Source organism: Pseudomonas sp. UBA6699 (assembly GCF_002454615.1).
Lineage (GTDB): Bacteria > Pseudomonadota > Gammaproteobacteria > Pseudomonadales > Pseudomonadaceae > Aquipseudomonas > Aquipseudomonas juntendi.
This window is the reverse complement of sequence record NZ_DKJF01000023.1, coordinates 98,977-115,887: the sequence shown is the minus strand read 5'-3', so window position 1 is coordinate 115,887 and position 16,911 is coordinate 98,977. Positions and strand designations below refer to the sequence as shown.

The window sequence follows — 16,911 nt, the reverse complement described above, 5'->3', positions numbered from 1 at the left end:
CTGCGGTGCTGGGCTCAACCCAGCACCGGCCGCAACAATGCCTGGGCCTCGTACAGTGCCGGTAGATAGCGCAAGCGGATTTCATCCATGCTCAAGCGTGAGGCATGGGTGGTAATGGTCAGGGTCGCCTGCAACTGGCCGGCGCGGTCCAGCAACGGCACACCCAGCACGCGCATGCCGATTTCATATTCCTGGTCGACGATGCAGAACCCTTGCGCCTTCACCCGCTGCAACTCGGCCTGCAGCAGCACAGGGTCAGTCTGCGTATACGGCGTCAACGCCTGCAGCGCGTTACGCGCAAAGTATTCGGCCTGCGCGCCCTCCCCCAGCCAGGCCAGCCACACCCGCCCCCCGGCCGTGCAATACATCGGCACCCGCGAACCTGGCTGGATCGATAACGACGCCACATGGCTGTAGCGGCTGCGCACCAGGTGAATGATTTCGTCCCCATCGCGGGTGCCTACCGACACATGCTCCTGGGTATGCCGCGCCACCTGCTCGATGATCGGCCGCAGCATGCGCGGCAATTGCGCCGAGTCCACATAGGCCTGCCCAAGGCGCAAGGCCTTGGGCGTAAGCCAGTACTCACGGCTGTCGGTCTGGGCGAAACCCTCATGCACCAAGGTCAGCAGAAAACGCCGCGCAGCGCTGGGGGTGAGACCTGACAGGCGGGCGGCTTGCGGCACACTGAGGCGCGGCTGCTCGGCACTGAACACCTGCATCAGGGCAGGCCTGGCGGCCGCCGTGACTGCGGCACACCATGGCCAGCAGGTAATCATCGCCGAAAAGGCCACCCACCTGGGTGGCACCAGCGCCTGGTCGGGCGGCTGGCTGTGGATACCCCGCAACCCGCTGGCCGTTGCCGAGGGCATCGTCGAGACGGGCGACGCCCCGGAGCGCTACCTGCGCGCGCAAACCCATGTCAGTGAACTGGATGCACGCCAACGGGCGTTTCTGCACCACGGCCCGGAAATGGTGGCGTTTTTCCAGCGGCACACTGCCGTGCAGTTTCAAAGCGGCAGCCGCATGCCCGACATGCACGCAGGTGACGGCAGTGCGCACGGCGGCCGCTCGCTGTGCGCACTGCCCTACGACGGGCGCCGGCTGGGGCCTTGGCTGCGCAAGCTGCGCCCGCCGCTGGACATTCTCAGCCTGGCCGGCATGGGCATTGCCGGGGGCGCCGACATGGCCGCCTTCTTCAACGCCACCCGCTCGCCCAAGGCGGCCATGCATGTCGGCAGGCGGCTGCTGCGCCATGGCCGCGATCTGCTGCTGCACCGTCGCGGCCAGCAGCTGGTCAATGGCAACGCGCTGGTGGCACGCCTGCTGCGCAGTGCGCTCGATCTGGGCGTGACCGTGCTGACCGGCAAGGCGGCCACGCGCCTGCTGGGCTCAGGCCGGGTCGGCGGCGCACAGTTTGCCGACGGCGAGGTGATTCATGCGCGCCGTGGCGTGGTGCTGGCTTGCGGGGGCTTCCCGCATGATCGTCAGCGTATTGCGCAACTGGTGCCGCATGCGCCGCAAGGTCACCAGCATTATTCTGCCGCGCCCCGGGAAAACACCGGGGACGGCCTGCGCCTGGGCGAACAGGCCGGTGGCCAGGTACATAGCTGCGGTGCCCATGCCGGGGCTTGGGCACCCGTGTCGCAGGTGCCACGCCGCGATGGCAGTCATGGCCACTTTCCACACCTGGTCGACCGCGCCAAACCCGGTTTCATTGCGGTACGCAGCGATGGCCGGCGCTTCGCCAACGAGGCCGACTGCTACCACGACTTCATGAATGCATTGTTCGCCGCCACGCCGCAGGGCGAGCCGGCGCAGGCCTGGCTGATCTGCGACCATGCCGCGCAACGGCGCTATGGCATTGGCTGGGCCAAACCCTTTCCGTTCTCCACCCGCATCTACCAACGCTGTGGCTACTTGCACAAGGGCGACAGCCTGGCCCAACTGGCGCAGCGCTGTGGCATCGATGCGGCGCAGTTGCAGTGCACGGTGGCGGCGTTCAACCAGCATGCGGCCCAAGGCCTGGACCCCGTTTACGGCCGAGGCGCGTCAGCCTATAACCGCGCCCAAGGGGAACCGTTGCACGGGCCCAACCCCTCGCTACGGCCCCTGCTGAACGGGCCGTTCTACGCGGTCAAGCTGTTGCCCGGCAGCCTTGGAACGTTTGCCGGCCTGGCAACAGACGCGGCGGCCCGGGTGCTGAACGAGCAGGCGCAGCCTATTCCCGGGCTGTATGCGGTGGGCAACGATATGCACAGCGTGATGGGCGGGCACTACCCGAGCGGCGGTATTACCCTGGGGCCGGGCATGACCTTTGGCTATATCGCTGGCAAGGCGTTGAGCAGTTCCGGGGCGGGTTTGCCCGACATGCTGCATGCCTTGCCAGCGCCATTCAGCGCTGTCTAAAGCCGCTATCAGGCGAAGCGGGCCCGCGCCGCATGCAGCTTCTTGTAGCTCTCGATCAACCGCAGGTGCCGGTCGAGGCCTTCGAGCTTCATGCTGGTCGGGGTCAGGCCATGGAAGCGGACGCTGCCGTCAACCGAGCCCAGCACCGCGTCCATGCGCGCATTGCCGAACATGCGGCGGAAGTTGGCCTCGTAGTCGCCCAGCTCCAGTTCGTCATCCAGTTGCACCTCCAGCACCACATTCAGCGCCTGGTAGAACAGGCCGCGTTCGACGGTGTTGTCGTTGAACTGCAAGAACGCCTCGACCAGTTCCTTGGCCTCCTCGAAACGTTGCACGGCCAGGCAGATCAGCAGCTTGAGTTCAAGAATGGTCAGCTGGCCCCAGGCGGTGTTTTCGTCGAACTCCACACCGATCAGCGTGGTGATGGTGGTGTAGTCATCGACATCGCAGTTGTCCAGGCGCTTGAGCAGCAGTTTCAGCGAGCGGCTGTCGAGGCTGTGCAGGTTGAGGATGTCGGCACGGAACGCCAGGGCGCGGTTGGTGTTGTCCCAGATCAGGTCTTCGACCGGGTAGATCTCGGAATAACCCGGCACCAGGATACGGCAGGCTGTGGCGCCCAGGTTGTCGTACACCGCCATGTACACTTCCTTGCCCATGTCTTCCAGAATGCCGAACAGCGTGGCCGCCTCCTGCTGGTTGGAGTCTGCGCCGTGGCCAGAGAAGTCCCACTCGACGAACTCGAAGTCGGCCTTGGCGCTGAAGAAACGCCACGACACCACCCCGCTGGAATCGATGAAGTGTTCGACGAAGTTGTTCGGTTCGGTCAGCGCATGGCTTTCGAAGGTCGGTTGCGGCAGGTCGTTCAGGCCCTCGAAGCTGCGCCCCTGCAGCAGTTCGGTAAGGCTGCGTTCCAGCGCCACTTCCAGGCTTGGGTGGGCACCGAACGAGGCGAAAACGCCACCGGTGCGCGGGTTCATCAGGGTCACGCACATGACCGGGAACTCACCCCCCAGCGAGGCATCCTTGACCAGTACCGGGAAGCCCTGCGCTTCCAGACCCTGGATACCCGCAAGGATGGCCGGATACTTGGCCAGGACTTCGTGCGGCACATCCGGCAGGCACAATTCGCCTTCGAGGATTTCACGCTTCACCGCCCGCTCGAAGATTTCCGACAGGCACTGCACCTGCGCCTCGGCCAGGGTGTTGCCAGCGCTCATGCCGTTGCTGAGGAACAGGTTTTCGATCAGGTTGGACGGGAAGTACACCACTTGCTGGTCAGACTGGCGCACGAACGGCAGCGAGCAGATCCCGCGCGCCGTGTTGCCCGAGTTGGTGTCGTACAGGTGAGAGCCGCGCAGTTCGCCATCGGGGTTGTAGATTTCCAGGCAATGCGCATCGAGAATCTCGGCCGGCAGCGCGTCGCGCGGGCCGGGTTTGAACCACTGCTCGTCGGGGTAATGCACGAACGCGGCATTGGCCAGGTCTTCGCCCCAGAACTGGTCGTTGTAGAAGAAGTTGCAGTTCAGCCGTTCGATGAACTCGCCCAGCGCCGAGGCCAGTGCGGCCTCCTTGGTAGCGCCCTTGCCGTTGGTGAAGCACATGGGCGACTGCGCGTCGCGAACGTGCAGCGACCACACATTGGGGACGATATTGCGCCATGAGGCGATCTCGATCTTCATCCCCAGCCCGGCGAGAATGCCCGACATGTTGGCGATGGTCTGCTCCAGCGGCAGGTCCTTGCCGGGGATGCAGGTGCTGGTATCGGACACCGGCATCAGCAGGCCCTGCGCATCGGCGTCGAGGTTGTCGACCACCTCGATGACGAACTCCGGGCCGGTCTGCACCACTTTCTTCACCGTGCAGCGGTCGATGGAACGCAGGATACCCTGGCGGTCCTTTTCGGAAATGTCCTCGGGCAGTTCCACCTGGATCTTGAAGATCTGGTTGTAGCGGTTTTCCGGGTCGACAATGTTGTTCTGCGACAGGCGGATGTTTTCTGTCGGTATGTCGCGGGTCTGGCAGTAAAGCTTGACGAAGTAAGCCGCACACAAGGCCGAAGACGCCAGGAAGTAGTCGAACGGGCCCGGGGCCGAACCATCGCCTTTGTAGCGGATCGGCTGGTCGGCGATCACCGTGAAGTCGTCGAACTTCGCTTCGAGGCGCAGATTGTCGAGAAAGTTAACCTTGATTTCCATGCGGGATTACCGTGATTTAAGCGTGCAAGACGAAATTGGCCGGCATTATCCGGGTTTTTACCGCGCACGTCCTGCCTGGCTGCCCAGTTGCGCATTCCAACGGATTACTTGCCTGATTCTCTGAACCTGCCACCCGGTTCAAACCGGTGGCCGCTGGCCTGTGCTAGCGTTTCCCCACCGGGGAACAATGTATTCCCCACCCGACATGACCCCGCGACAACAACCGATGACTGGCAGGTGAACCATGGAACTACGCATCAACCAGAAGACCTACCAGGTCGAGGCGGACGCCGACACGCCCCTCTTGTGGGTGATCCGCGATGACCTGGGGCTGACCGGCACCAAGTATGGCTGCGGCCTGGCCCAGTGCGGCGCGTGTTCGGTACTGGTCGACGGCAACGTGGTCCGTGCCTGCGTCACCCCGGTGGCCGGCGTGGTCGGCCGCGAGGTCACCACCATCGAAGCGATCGAAGCCGACCCGGTCGGCCAACGGGTGGTCACGGCGTGGGTCGACCACCAGGTGGCTCAGTGCGGCTACTGCCAGTCCGGCCAGGTGATGGCGGCCACCGCGCTGCTCAAGCACACGCCCAAACCCAGCGCCGAGCAGATCGACGCAGCCATGGTCAACCTGTGTCGCTGCGGCACCTACAACGCCATCCATGCCGCCATGCACGACTTGGCCCAAGGGGAGCAGGCCTGATGAACACACCCGTCGATACCCCTGCCGAACTGCTCGCCCTGCAGCACGGCGAAACGGTCAACCTGTCACGCCGTCGCTTCCTCGCCGGCACTGCCGTGGGCGCACTGGTGCTGGGCTTCGGCCTGCCGGTGGGCGTGCCGCGGGTGCAAGCCGCCGCCGTGGCCACAGCAGAACGCGGCACCCAAGTGCCGGCGTTTCTGGAAATTCGCCCAGACGGTACGGTGCGCCTGCTCAGCCCGTTCATTGAAGGCGGCCAGGGCCCGTTCACCGCCATGGCCCAGATCGTCGGTGAAGAGCTGGACGTGGACCCCGCGCACTTCGTGGTCGAAAGCGCGCCACCCGGCGAAGCCTATGTGGTGATGGAAAACGGCATGCGGATTACCGGCGGCAGCATGTCGGTACGCATGAGCTACCCCACCATGCGCCGCCTGGGCGCCCTCGCCCGGGCCATGTTGCTGCAGGCTGGCGCCGAAAAACTGGGGGTGCCGGTGGCCGAACTGTCGAGCACCCCGGGTAACGTGGTACATACCATGAGCGGCCGCTCGGTGCCTTACGGCGAACTGGCCGGGCGGGCCATGGACCTGCCGGTACCCGATCCGGCCAGCGTCAAGCTGCGCGACCCTGGCCAGTTCCGCTGGATCGGCAAGCCGGTTCGGCGCCTGGATGCCTACGACAAATCCACCGGCAAAGCCCAATACTGCATCGACATCAAGGTGGACGGCATGCTCCACGCCGCCGTACAGCATGCGCCGCGCCTGGGCATGACCGTTGGCAGCCTGCGTAACGAAGGCCAGGTCAAGGCCATGAACGGCGTGCACTCGGTGCATCAGTTGCCAGGGGCGGTAGCGGTGGTCGCTGAACGCTGGTGGCACGCCAAGCGCGCCGTCGAAGCCCTTCAAGTCGATTGGCAAGAACCAGCCGCCGACAGCACCCTGCGGGCGATGCCGGCTGATTTTTCCAGCGACGGCTGGCGCGAGCACCTGGCCACGGTCGATGGCCCGGCGCGCGATGAAGAAAACGAAGGCGATGTAGCGGGTGCCTTGGCCAATGCCAAGACCCGGGTCGAGGCCAGCTACCACAACCAGTACCTGAACCATGCCCAGCTGGAGCCACCGTCGGCCCTTGCCCGCTTCAATGCCGATGGCACGCTGGATGTCTGGCTACCCAACCAGGCCCCGGACATGTTCCGCGACGACATCGCCCAACGCACCGGCCTGCAAACCAGCCAGATCAACCTGCACTCGCCACTGTTGGGCGGCTTCTTCGGCCGCCACTTCCTGTACGAATCGGCCAACCCCTACCCGCAGGCCATTGCCCTGGCCAAGGCGGTGGGCCGGCCGGTCAAACTGATCTGGAGCCGCGAAGAAGAGTTTCTGCGTGATGTACTGCGCCCGGTCGCCGTGGTGAAGTTCCGCGCTGGGCTCGATGCCGACGGCCTGCCGGTGGCCATCGAAGCGGTCAGCGCCACCGAAGGCCCGACCGAGGCCCTGGCGGGCAAGCAGGGCGACAAGGTCGACCCCACCGCGCTTGAGGGGCTGTCGGGCAAGGCCTATGCCATCGCCAACAAACGCATTGCCCAGGTCTATGTCAAAGGTCCGGCCATGCTCGGCTACTGGCGCTCGGTGGGCAACTCGCTGAACGATTTCTTCTATGAGTCGTTTCTAGACGAACTGGCCGACAAAGGTGGCAAGGACCCGTTCGAACTGCGCCTGCACCTGCTGCGCGACAACCCCCGGCTGACCACCCTGCTGAACGCGGTCGCCGACTTGTCCGGGGGCTGGAAGCGCGGGCCGTTCACCGCCGAAGATGGCAGCAAGCGGGCCCGTGGCGTGGCCATGGCCTCGCCCTTCGGCTCGCACGCAGCCGTCATCGCCGAAGTGTCGATGGAGAACGGCCAGGTCAAGGTGCACGATATCTGGCAGGCCATCGACCCCGGCAGTATCGTCAACCCGGCCATCATCGAGCACCAGGTCAATGGGGCGGTGGCGTTGGGCCTGTCGCAGACGCTGGTGGAAGAAGCGGTGTACGTGGATGGCAAGCCGCGCGCGCGCAATTACGACCTCTACCCGATCCTGCCGCCTTCGCGCATGGCACGGGTACATGTGCGCATTGTCGAAAGCGGGGCGAAAATGGGCGGCATTGGCGAACCGCCACTGCCCGCAGTCGCGCCGGCAGTGGCCAACGCGGTGGCGCAACTGACCGGCCAGCGCGTACGCAGCCTGCCAATGAGCCGCCACACCTTCAGCTGACGCACGAGGATTGCCCCATGACCCATCGCTTCGCAAGAACCGCTGGTTGGCTGGCGCTGCCGTGCCTGATCGCGGCGGGCCTGCTGGCCTGGTATGTCACCCGCGAGCCCGCTTCGCCGTTCACCGACGCGCAGGCGGATACCGCCGCCGCAGCGCTGGTCAGCCGTGGCGAATACGTGGCCCGGCTCAGCGACTGCGTCGCCTGCCACAGCCTGCCAGAGGGCCAACCGTTCGCCGGCGGGCTACAAATGGCCACCCCGCTGGGGGCCATTCATGCCACCAACATCACCCCCGATCGCGACACTGGCATCGGCGCCTACAGCCTGGCGGACTTCGACCGCGCCGTGCGCCACGGCGTGGCGCCCGGTGGCCGGCGCCTGTACCCGGCCATGCCCTACCCCTCGTACGCCAAACTCAGCGACGACGATGTAAAGGCGCTGTATGCGTTCTTCATGCACGGCGTGCAGCCGGCCAAGCAAGCCAACCTGCCCAGCGATATCCCGTGGCCGCTGAACCTGCGCTGGCCCATTGCGCTGTGGAACGGCCTGTTCGCCCCGACTGCGCCGTACACCGCCCAGGCGGGGCAGGACGCGCAGTGGAACCGTGGTGCCTACATCGTCCAGGGCCCTGGCCACTGCGGCAGTTGCCACACGCCGCGTGGCCTGGCGTTCAACGAAAAGGCCCTGGACGACAGCGGCACAGCGTACCTGGCCGGGGCATTGCTCGATGGCTGGTATGCACCGAGCCTGCGTGCGGACCACAACACCGGGTTGGGGCGCTGGAGCGAAGCGGAAATCGCCCAGTTCCTCAAGACCGGCCGCAACCGCCATGCCGTGGTATTCGGTTCGATGACCGAGGCATTCAACAACTCCACCCAGTTCATGACTGACGACGACCTGGCCGCCATCGCCCATTACCTGAATTCGCTGCCCGGTGACCCTCAGCGCGATGGCGCGCCCTGGCAGTACCAGGCGGTGTCGGCTGCCGAGCGGCTGGACGCCCCCGGGGCGCACACCTACGTGACCCGCTGCGCGTCGTGCCATGGCCTGGACGGCAAGGGCCAGGCGCCATCGATGCCACCACTGGCCGGGGCTACATCGGCTTTGGCCAAAGAAGACGCGTCGGCGATCAATATCACCTTGAACGGTTCACAGCGGGTAGTGTCTGCTGGAGTGCCTGATGCTTACCGTATGCCGGCCTTTCGCGAGCAACTGGGGGACAAGGAGATCGCCGAAGTGCTGACGTTCGTGCGCTCGGCCTGGGGCAACCAGGGCGGCGCGGTGGACGCGCAGGCGGTAAGCAAGTTGCGCGGGCACACCGACCCGGCCAGCAGTAGCCCCATCATCTTGCATATGCGCTGAAGGGGGCATGCCTGAGCCAACCTTCTCGACAGCGTTGTAACGGAGTTTCCATGGAAAGCATCGACCTGCTGGTGCTGCGCACCACCCGCGACTGGCTTGCCGGCGGCCACCGCGCCCTGCTTGCCACGGTCGCCCGTACGTGGGGCTCTTCACCGCGCCCGGTCGGCTCGATGATGGCGCTGCGCAGCGATGGCCGGGTGGTTGGCAGCGTATCCGGTGGCTGTATCGAGGACGACCTGATCCACCGCTACACCAGCGCCTATGGCGGCCCCGGCATGCCCAGCGGCCAGCCGCAGGTGGTGCGCTACGGCGTCAGCGCCGACGAAGCCCACCGTTTCGGCCTGCCCTGCGGCGGCACCCTTGAACTGGTGCTGGAGTTCGCGCCCGCGTTGTCGCACCTGGAACAACTGCTGGCCAGCCTGGACAGCGGCAACCTGATGTGTCGCGAACTCGACTTGCACACGGGTGCTGCCAGCCTGGTTGCCACCGCTACCCCACAACTGTTCAGGTTTGATGGCCAGCGCCTGTGCAGCACCCTTGGGCCTGGTTACCGCCTGCTCCTAATCGGTGCTGGCGCCCTGGCCGAGTACCTCGCAACCATGGCCCTGTTCAACGGCTTCAGTGTCTCGTTGTGCGACCCGCGCCCGGAATACACGGCAGGCTGGAGCATCCCCGGCGTTACCCTGCTGCCAGGCATGCCAGACGATGTGGTCCGTGCCTTCAAGGCGGATGTGCGCAGCGCCATCGTTGCCGTCAGCCATGACCCCAAGCTGGACGACCTGGCCTTGCTCGAAGCCTTGCACAGCCCGGCCTTCTACATTGGCGCCATCGGCTCGCGGCGCAACAGCCAACTGCGCCGTGAGCGGCTGATCGAGCATTTCGGCGAAAGCGAAGCGTCGCTGCAGCGTTTGCATGGACCGATAGGCATCTATATCGGCAGCAAGACCCCGGCGGAAATCGCCGTCAGCGTGATGGCCGAGCTGCTGGCGGCAAAAAATGATGTGCATTTGCCTGGCGCGGTCAACGTCAGCAACGCCAAGGAAGCCGAGCAGCTGGCCCACGCGCTGTAGCAACGGCCGGCGCACGACCTGTCATTGCCATTGCTCCATGTTCTGCTTCAACAACTGCTGCGGCAGGGCTCCGCCCACGATCCTGGCCATCTCCCGGGCCAGTGCTGCGCGCAGCTGTGGTTGGTTGCAGGGTGAATTATGCGAAATGGCCAGGTACAACCCTTCACTGGAGACCGGTGGCTGCAGTACCTGCACGGCACCGCCAATACCCAGTGTGCGCGCCAGGGCCATGCCTGGGTACTGTTCGTAAACCACGTAGGCACTGCGCTTGTGCACCAGTTTTTCGAACGCCTGGCGAGCAGTGGGTACCGCTTCGAGCGTGAGATGAGCCTGCGCGTACTCGTCGAACTGCTGGCCATGGCTGTTGTTCACCAACGTACCGCCCTTGCGGCCCTTCAGGTCCGCCCATTGCCGGTAGGCAAAGGCGTCACCCTGGCGCACCCAGACCACGCTGGGGGTGGCCAGGAACGGTGGCTCGATGAAGTCCATGTGCTGTTGCCGCGCCTCGGTGCGAAAGTACCCGGCCAGAAGGTCGATCCGACCAGTGCGCACTTCTTCCTGCGCGCGTGACCACGGCCCCGCGTAAACCACGTCGATCTCCAGCCCGAGCTGCTTGCCCAGGTGCTTGAGCAAATCGGCATTGGCACCCATCAACTGCTGCGGGTTGCGCGGATCGCGCCACAGGTAAGGCGGGTATTCCGGGTTACCGGTGGCGGTCAGCCGCCGGCATGTGTCATCGGCTACCGCCGCCAGGGGCAGCAGCATCAGGCACAACAAGGGCAAGGCGTGGCGCAGGCAACGCTTGATCATCAACGACCCTCGGCAGTTGTAACTTCGCCGCCCCGCTGGGTGACCAATGGCTTGAGCAATGCTGGTCGGCTGCATCAGGTGTGGGGCTGCATACAGTCTGGACCATCAGAGGCCGACTAGCGGACCTTTTATGGGCAAAAAAAGGAGTGCGGCCCATCGCCGGCAAGCCGGGCTCCCACAGGAGCAGTGCAGACCTCATGCTTTGCGCCCCCTGTGGGGGCTGATGGGCTGCCAGCAGGGCCTAACTGACCTGCCGCTTGGCCGCCTTCTTGGCGATGGCCTTCATGCGCGTGGCCGCCCGCTGCACGGTCGCCATCTTCTCGGGGCGCTTCATGCCCCGCCATTTGCGGATTTCCTCGCGGGTACGGCCGCAGCTCACGCACAGCTCACTGTTGAGCTGGCACAGCGAAACGCAGGGGTTGTCGATGTCTTTGGCCATATGCTGTTCAGCCGGGTAATTCGGCCCGCGCGCGCTCGCCAGCATCCTTGAACACTTTGCTCACTTCATCGGCCTTGACCTTGTTGACCGAGTAGGCGGCCACCAGCTCGTCGACAACGCGTAGGCCTTGTTCCAAGGCCGTCTTCAATTGGTCGGCGTCGCTAGCGTCAGCGATATCCCCAAGGTAAGGCGCGATGAGGTAAACGTAACGGTCTTGCAGCTTGAGCGCTTCCAGCGCATCGAGAGCATGCTGGAACCGCTCGGCTGCGGCAGGGCTCATGCTCAGTTTATCGAAATGAATCAGGCTCACACGGTCAGTGGCCATTATTACGAATCTCCGTTTCCTGGTACGGCCGGGCCCGCACGCGACAGCGCTTCTACGGTGCTTGATGTGCGGCCCCGGGTAATGCTCACCAGCGTACCAGAAGCCGAGACAGAAAGGGCCAATGCCCCCAGAACTAAAAGTATTTGCCAAGTCGCGCAAGGGCAGCCCCAGGACGCTATCGGGACAGGTGCCGGCGCCGACCGCGCAGGATAATCCCGCCAGCACTCCACCCGGCCGAGGCGCCAACGCCCTCGGTAGCTCACACAACTACAAGCCTGCACGAACAGGCAAGCCACACAGGGGCCTCAGCATTCATGGTAAAGGAACACATCAACGAAACACTCGACCTTGGCGTTACCGACCCCTCGAAAACCGCAGAAGCCCGCCAGGACCGGCGCTTCGAGGGCAAGCTGGACTGGGTGGTCTTCGGTTTCACCAGCATCCTGGCCATCGCTTTCGTGCTTTGGGGCTTCATCAACCAGGCCAGCCTGGCGCGCAGTGCCTCCACCGCTCAATCGTGGGTCATTCTCAACTTTGGCTGGTTCTTCGTACTGACCTCCACCCTGTTCGTGATGTTCGTGCTGTGGCTGGCCGCCAGCCGTTACGGGCGGGTACCGCTTGGCCGTGATGGCGAACAGCCAGAGTTTCGCACGGTGTCCTGGGTGGCGATGATGTTCAGTGCCGGCATGGGTATCGGCCTGATGTTCTTCGGGGTGGCCGAGCCGCTGTCGCACTACGTGTCACCGCCGCCCGGCTCGGCCAGCGGGCAGACCAGCGAAGCGATGCAGGTCGCGATGGCGACCACCCTCTTCCACTGGACCTTGCACCCTTGGGCCATGTACGCCATCGTTGGCCTGGTCATCGCCTACGGGACCTTCCGCCGGGGCCGCTCACAGTTGATTTCCGCGGCCTTCCGGCCGTTGATCGGCAAGCACGCCAACGGCCCGCTTGGCCGGCTGATCGACATGATGGCAATTTTCGCCACGCTGTTCGGCTCGGCGGCCTCGCTGGGCCTGGGCGCCCTGCAGATCGCCGGCGGGTTGGAATACAACGGCTGGATCGAAAGCCCTGGCAAGCTGTTCTACATCTCCATCATCACCCTGCTGACCATCGCCTTCGTCTCGTCGGCGGTATCGGGCATCGGCAAGGGCATCCAGTGGTTGTCCAACATCAACATGGTGCTGGCCCTGGTGCTGGCGCTGTTCGTGTTCATGGTCGGGCCGACCCTGCTCATGCTGAACCTGCTGCCGACCTCGCTCGGCATCTACATCAAGATGCTGCCGGAAATGATGGCCCGTACCAACGCCAGCGGTGGCGAGCAGATGAACAGCTGGCTGGCCGGCTGGACAGTGTTCTATTGGGCCTGGTGGATTTCCTGGACGCCGTTCGTGGGCATGTTCATTGCCCGCATCAGCCGTGGCCGCACCATCCGCCAGTTCGTTACCGGCGTGCTGCTGGTGCCGAGCCTGGTCAGCCTGGTGTGGTTCACCATCTTCGGCGGCGCGGCCGTCGATGCCCTGCGCGAAGGTGCTTTCCAGCTGGCCAACGGGGCCGTCAACAGCAACCATGCGTTGTACCAGTTGCTGGACAGCTACCCACTGGCCTCTGCGACGTCAGTGCTGGTGATGGTGCTGGTGGGCATCTTCTTTGTCTCGGGCGCCGACGCGGCGTCGCTGGTGATGGGCACGCTGTCGGAGCACGGCACCACTGCACCTTCGCGGCGCACGGTGATCTTCTGGGGCGCGCTGACCGGGACGGTCGCGGCCATCATGTTGGCGATCGGCGACCCACGGGACCCTGGCGAAGCGCTGACCGGGCTTCAGAACCTGACGATCGTGGTGGCCCTGCCGTTTGTGGTGGTGATGGTGCTGCTTTGCCTGGCGCTGTACCGCGACCTGCGCAAGGACCCGATGATGCTGCGCCAGCTGCGCGGCAACGAGCTGATCGAAAAAGCCGTGCTGTATGGGGCGGTGAAGCATGGGGAAGAGTTCTATATCGTGGTGCAGGAGAAAAAGGCGTCGGTCAAGACGGCGCAGGCTGCGAGCGAAACCGCAGACACCTGAACCCGCGCAGCGGTAACGGCTACTAAGCGTTATAGGGGCTGCTTTGCAGCCCTTCGCGGGCGCGCCCGCTCCCACAGGTTTGGCGCTGAACTCAAGAAATGCGCGATCCCCTGTGGGAACGGGCGCGCCCGCGAAGGGTCGCAAAGCGGCCCCAAATTACTTGACTGACTTGCCTCACCCAACGGGCGCAAAACATTCACCCAAACCAAAGGAGCAGGAAAGCTACCAAGGTGAATTCGACAGTGGGTACTCGACGATCAGCCGCACTTCGTCCAGGTCCGACTCGAACGCCGTGGCGCGGGTGGTGGCCTGGCGTACGCGCAGCGCCCGGGCACGGCCTGGGCGCTGCAACATCCTGCAGACATTTCCGACGCCAGGCAGTGAACCTGCTGACAAAAAAAAGGTCATTCGCTGACGGTCAACTCACCGACCGGTTCATCGGCCCAGTCACCGGCCTACTTTTTCTCCGTTGCAGCGAAGACCAACATGCCCGATTCCCGCCCAACCGCCTCCGCCCTCCCTGCCCTGCGCGGCAGCCTGATCGCCGCCCTGCTGGCGCTTGCCGCACCCGTGCATGCCGAACAGGCCGCCAGCGACGCACGCTGGGTCAGCGACAGCCTGAGCACCTATGTGCGTAGCGGGCCGACCGACGGCCATCGCATTGTCGGCACCCTCAAGTCCGGGCAAAAGCTGACCCTGCTTGGCAGCCAAGGCAAGTACAGCCAGGTGCGCGGCCAGAATGGCGATGTGGTGTGGATCCTCAGCGAGGACCTGCAGGCGGTTCCCGGCCAGAACGAACGGCTGCCGCTGCTGGATGCGCAGGTGGCAGAGCTCACCGGCCAGCTGAAGACCATCGACGACAGCTGGAAAAACCGCGTGCAGGGCATGCAGGAAACCCTGGACTCGCGCAAGAAGCTGATCGACGAGCTGGAGGCACGCAACAAGGCGCTCAACGAGCAATACGACCAGAGCCAGTCGGAGCTGCGCGACACCCAGGCGCGCCTGGGCGATGAGAACAAACAGGTGATGATGCGCTACATGGTCTACGGTGGCAGCATCGCCGGCGCGGGCCTGCTGGCGGGGCTGATCCTGCCGGCGCTGACCCGCGGGCGCAAGAAGAATGACCGCTGGTTCTGAACGGCGTCAGGCACCGCGCTGCGGCTGCAGATCTTGGAACTTCGCCAGCTCTTCGCGGCAGAACGCCACGAACAACTGCGCCGGCTTGGTCAGCTGTACACGCTTCAACCAAGCCGCGGCCAGCCCCGACAGCGCCACCGGCTCGGTGATGTCCAGCATGACCAGGCGCTGGCCGTCGTAGGTGTAGGGCGAATGCGGCCGGGTGACCAACAGCGAAAACCCGAACCCCTGCCCGACCATGCCGCGAACCATCTCGATCGAGGGCGAACTGAAGACGATGTTTGGCGTGAGGCCCAGTTCGTTGAACAGGCTGACGAAGTAAGTACGGCTGGGCGCCACGTCCAGCAAGATCATCGGCTCCGGGCACAGGTCGCGCAGCGAGACCTGGCCCTGGCTGGCAAAACGGTGGTTCTCCGGCAGCAATACGTACGGTTTTTGCGGCGGCATCAGCGGCTCGGCCTCGATGGTGCCATCGAGGTCGTGATCATAGAGAAACGCCAGGTCGAAGCTGCCTGCCGTCAGGCCCTGGATCAGGTCCTGCTGCTCGCCGTCGCGCAGGCGGATATCCACGCCAGGGTAGCGCTGGCGGAAACCGGCAATCAGCCGTGGCAGGTACAACGGCGCCACGGTTTCGAAACAACCGATATCGATTTGCCCGGCAACGGTGTCATTGTCGGCCAGGGCGTTTTGTTCGAACTCATGGGCCATTTGCAGCAGCGACTTGGCCTTGGCGTAAAAGCGCTTGCCGCTGGGCGTCAACGACACACCCTGAGCATGGTGGCGGATGAACAACTGCACCCCGAAGCTTTCCTCCAGGCCTTTGATGGCCGTGGAAATCGACGGCTGGGCGATGTAAAGCTGGCGCGAAGCCTCCGCCACGCTACCGGCTTCTACCGTGGTGACGAAGTACTTGAGTTGTCGCAGGGTATAGGCAGCCACGCTTACCTCTCTGGCGCCGGCCTGGGCGCACGGGAATCGGGATCATGGCTGATACTTTACCCCCGCAGGCGCCCGGGCGGTGGCTGGCGGATCAAGCATTTGCCTATGGCTTGAGCAGGTTTTCCCTGGGTAGGCTCAAGCGCACTGGTCAAATGGCCGTCAGCGTCTTTACTAATGCTTATCGACCCTAGGCATACGGTGTGCACTCATGAAGATCGTCGTCACCAGCATCCTCGTCGACAATCAAGCCAAAGCCCTTGCTTTCTACCATTACGTACTCGGTTTCGAGCCCAAGCAGGACTTCCCCATGGGCGACCACCGCTGGCTGACCCTCACCTCGCCCAACGACCCCAACGGCGTTGAGTTGCTGCTGGAGGCGTACGACAGCGAACAGGCCCAGGCCAACCATGCGAGACTCAAGAAAGCCGGTACCCCTGCCACCTCCTTCGCCGTGCGTGACATTCAGGCAGAGTATGCCCGGCTCTGCGCCGCCGGCGTCCAGTTCACCCAGCACCCTACCAACAAGGGGGCGGTAACCGTCGCGGTGTTCGATGACACCTGCGGCAACCTGATCCAGATCGCACAGAAGCACTAACCCCATGCCGCTATGGCACTGCGCAACAAATAAGGAAAACAGATGCGCCACGAATTCAGCGAAGTGCTCAATGACGGGGTCGACTACTTTCTGCTTGGCGATATCCAGTTGCTCGAACGGTTCAAGCAGGACCAGCAACTGCCCGATGACCTGGCCTACGCCTTCACCCATGACGACAGCGGCGACCAAGCCGTGAGTGAAGGTGTGGTGCTGCCACTGGCCGGGGTCGATAACCTGCCGTACCGCATTCTGTTCACCCTGGACAACCACACACCAGCGCTGCGCGAAGCTGGCAGCCGCCTGAAGCACCAGCGCAACGGCTATGTGCTGCGCGTCGAGCACGGGGCGCTGATGCTGTATACCTGGCGGATCCTTCAGCACTTCACGCCCAAGACGCTGGGTGACTTCTTGGCGCGTTACCAGGTACCGGGGCGGCCGATCATCGAGCTGGACAATGGCTGGTATGACGTGGAGGTGCTGGCCGGCGCAGTGGTGCGCGACGCCTTGTACGAGCCAGCGTTCGAGTTCGTGTTGAAAAAGCGCTGGAACCGGGGCCGGCCGGCCACCGTGGACACTGGCTACGCGTTCGGGCTGCGCGGCTATTTCGACTGATGGTTGC

Annotated in this window: 15 protein-coding genes and 1 pseudogene; 9 read left to right on the top strand and 7 right to left on the bottom strand. The window is 64.3% G+C overall.

The genetic code is table 11. The features are described from left to right. Positions 1-14: 14 nt before the first annotated feature. Positions 15-779, bottom strand: a complete 765-nt coding sequence (locus tag B3361_RS05175; RefSeq protein ID WP_054904036.1) for an IclR family transcriptional regulator domain-containing protein — start codon at positions 777-779, stop codon at positions 15-17. Between B3361_RS05175 and B3361_RS05170 the strand changes: the two genes are divergently transcribed. Next, positions 688-2,409, top strand: a complete 1,722-nt coding sequence (locus tag B3361_RS05170) for an FAD-dependent oxidoreductase (RefSeq protein WP_054904035.1) — start codon at positions 688-690, stop codon at positions 2,407-2,409. The two genes, B3361_RS05175 and B3361_RS05170, sit on opposite strands and share 92 nt — an antisense overlap. Positions 2,410-2,417: 8 nt before the next feature. On the opposite strand, the gene B3361_RS05165 is transcribed toward B3361_RS05170, so the two are convergent. Further along, entirely contained in the window at positions 2,418-4,604 is a 2,187-nt protein-coding gene (locus tag B3361_RS05165) for an OsmC domain/YcaO domain-containing protein (protein WP_054903954.1), read from the bottom strand. A 244-nt stretch (positions 4,605-4,848) separates the two neighbouring features. On the opposite strand from B3361_RS05165, the gene B3361_RS05160 reads away from it, so the two are divergent. Genes B3361_RS05160 through B3361_RS05145 form a run of 4 tightly spaced genes read left to right on the top strand, consistent with a single transcriptional unit; the run spans position 4,849 to position 9,984 of the window. Then, complete coding sequence (locus B3361_RS05160) at positions 4,849-5,304, top strand: (2Fe-2S)-binding protein (RefSeq protein WP_009686563.1); 456 nt, start codon at positions 4,849-4,851, stop codon at positions 5,302-5,304. Continuing rightward, on the top strand, positions 5,304-7,553 hold the full coding sequence (locus B3361_RS05155) for a xanthine dehydrogenase family protein molybdopterin-binding subunit (RefSeq protein WP_054903953.1): 2,250 nt from the start codon (positions 5,304-5,306) through the stop codon (positions 7,551-7,553). Before B3361_RS05160 ends, B3361_RS05155 begins: the two co-directional genes overlap by 1 nt. A 17-nt stretch (positions 7,554-7,570) precedes the next feature. Beyond that, positions 7,571-8,914, top strand: coding sequence for a c-type cytochrome (locus B3361_RS05150; protein ID WP_054903952.1), 1,344 nt, complete (start codon positions 7,571-7,573; stop codon positions 8,912-8,914). 50 nt (positions 8,915-8,964) lie between these two features. Next, entirely contained in the window at positions 8,965-9,984 is a 1,020-nt protein-coding gene (locus tag B3361_RS05145; RefSeq protein WP_047149645.1) for an XdhC family protein, read from the top strand. A 21-nt stretch (positions 9,985-10,005) separates the two neighbouring features. On the opposite strand, the gene B3361_RS05140 is transcribed toward B3361_RS05145, so the two are convergent. The 3 genes from B3361_RS05140 to B3361_RS05130 all read right to left on the bottom strand — a co-directional run bounded on the left by B3361_RS05140 (position 10,006) and on the right by B3361_RS05130 (position 11,558). Beyond that, the gene (locus B3361_RS05140; RefSeq protein ID WP_054903951.1) at positions 10,006-10,794 is read right to left on the bottom strand and encodes a substrate-binding periplasmic protein; all 789 of its coding nucleotides are present in this window, start codon (positions 10,792-10,794) and stop codon (positions 10,006-10,008) included. Between the two features lie 241 nt (positions 10,795-11,035). Then, the gene (locus B3361_RS05135; protein WP_029887314.1) at positions 11,036-11,233 is read right to left on the bottom strand and encodes a DUF1289 domain-containing protein; all 198 of its coding nucleotides are present in this window, start codon (positions 11,231-11,233) and stop codon (positions 11,036-11,038) included. A 7-nt stretch (positions 11,234-11,240) separates the two neighbouring features. Further along, positions 11,241-11,558 (bottom strand): hypothetical protein, encoded by a 318-nt coding sequence (locus B3361_RS05130; RefSeq protein ID WP_054903950.1) that lies wholly within the window; start codon positions 11,556-11,558, stop codon positions 11,241-11,243. Positions 11,559-11,872: 314 nt separating this feature from the next. On the opposite strand from B3361_RS05130, the gene B3361_RS05125 reads away from it, so the two are divergent. Beyond that, the gene (locus tag B3361_RS05125) at positions 11,873-13,621 is read left to right on the top strand and encodes a BCCT family transporter (RefSeq protein WP_054903949.1); all 1,749 of its coding nucleotides are present in this window, start codon (positions 11,873-11,875) and stop codon (positions 13,619-13,621) included. Between the two features lie 222 nt (positions 13,622-13,843). Here the strand turns inward: B3361_RS05125 and B3361_RS05120 are convergent. Then, positions 13,844-13,948: pseudogene (locus tag B3361_RS05120) on the bottom strand (hypothetical protein); the annotation flags it as partial. A gap of 159 nt (positions 13,949-14,107) precedes the next feature. Here B3361_RS05120 and B3361_RS05115 point away from each other — a divergent pair. Beyond that, the gene (locus B3361_RS05115) at positions 14,108-14,758 is read left to right on the top strand and encodes a TIGR04211 family SH3 domain-containing protein (RefSeq protein ID WP_054903948.1); all 651 of its coding nucleotides are present in this window, start codon (positions 14,108-14,110) and stop codon (positions 14,756-14,758) included. Between the two features lie 6 nt (positions 14,759-14,764). Here the strand turns inward: B3361_RS05115 and B3361_RS05110 are convergent, their stop codons facing one another. Continuing rightward, complete coding sequence (locus tag B3361_RS05110; protein ID WP_029887319.1) at positions 14,765-15,697, bottom strand: LysR family transcriptional regulator; 933 nt, start codon at positions 15,695-15,697, stop codon at positions 14,765-14,767. Between the two features lie 208 nt (positions 15,698-15,905). On the opposite strand from B3361_RS05110, the gene B3361_RS05105 reads away from it, so the two are divergent. After that, positions 15,906-16,292 (top strand): VOC family protein, encoded by a 387-nt coding sequence (locus B3361_RS05105; RefSeq protein ID WP_054903947.1) that lies wholly within the window; start codon positions 15,906-15,908, stop codon positions 16,290-16,292. Positions 16,293-16,334: 42 nt separating this feature from the next. Continuing rightward, a complete protein-coding gene (locus B3361_RS05100; protein ID WP_054903946.1) occupies positions 16,335-16,904 on the top strand; it encodes a hypothetical protein in 570 nt (189 codons plus the stop codon). The last annotated feature ends 7 nt before the right edge of the window (positions 16,905-16,911 follow it).

Bases quoted from the DNA above. Each gene is read 5' to 3' on its own strand.
- B3361_RS05175 (WP_054904036.1), bottom strand. From the start codon at position 779: ATGATTACCTGCTGGCCATGGTGTGCCGCAGTCACGGCGGCCGCCAGG.
- B3361_RS05165 (WP_054903954.1), bottom strand. From the start codon at position 4,604: ATGGAAATCAAGGTTAACTTTCTCGACAATCTGCGCCTCGAAGCGAAG.
- B3361_RS05160 (WP_009686563.1), top strand. From the start codon at position 4,849: ATGGAACTACGCATCAACCAGAAGACCTACCAGGTCGAGGCGGACGCC.
- B3361_RS05155 (WP_054903953.1), top strand. From the start codon at position 5,304: ATGAACACACCCGTCGATACCCCTGCCGAACTGCTCGCCCTGCAGCAC.
- B3361_RS05150 (WP_054903952.1), top strand. From the start codon at position 7,571: ATGACCCATCGCTTCGCAAGAACCGCTGGTTGGCTGGCGCTGCCGTGC.
- B3361_RS05145 (WP_047149645.1), top strand. From the start codon at position 8,965: ATGGAAAGCATCGACCTGCTGGTGCTGCGCACCACCCGCGACTGGCTT.
- B3361_RS05140 (WP_054903951.1), bottom strand. From the start codon at position 10,794: ATGATCAAGCGTTGCCTGCGCCACGCCTTGCCCTTGTTGTGCCTGATG.
- B3361_RS05135 (WP_029887314.1), bottom strand. From the start codon at position 11,233: ATGGCCAAAGACATCGACAACCCCTGCGTTTCGCTGTGCCAGCTCAAC.
- B3361_RS05130 (WP_054903950.1), bottom strand. From the start codon at position 11,558: ATGGCCACTGACCGTGTGAGCCTGATTCATTTCGATAAACTGAGCATG.
- B3361_RS05125 (WP_054903949.1), top strand. From the start codon at position 11,873: ATGGTAAAGGAACACATCAACGAAACACTCGACCTTGGCGTTACCGAC.
- B3361_RS05115 (WP_054903948.1), top strand. From the start codon at position 14,108: ATGCCCGATTCCCGCCCAACCGCCTCCGCCCTCCCTGCCCTGCGCGGC.
- B3361_RS05105 (WP_054903947.1), top strand. From the start codon at position 15,906: ATGAAGATCGTCGTCACCAGCATCCTCGTCGACAATCAAGCCAAAGCC.
- B3361_RS05100 (WP_054903946.1), top strand. From the start codon at position 16,335: ATGCGCCACGAATTCAGCGAAGTGCTCAATGACGGGGTCGACTACTTT.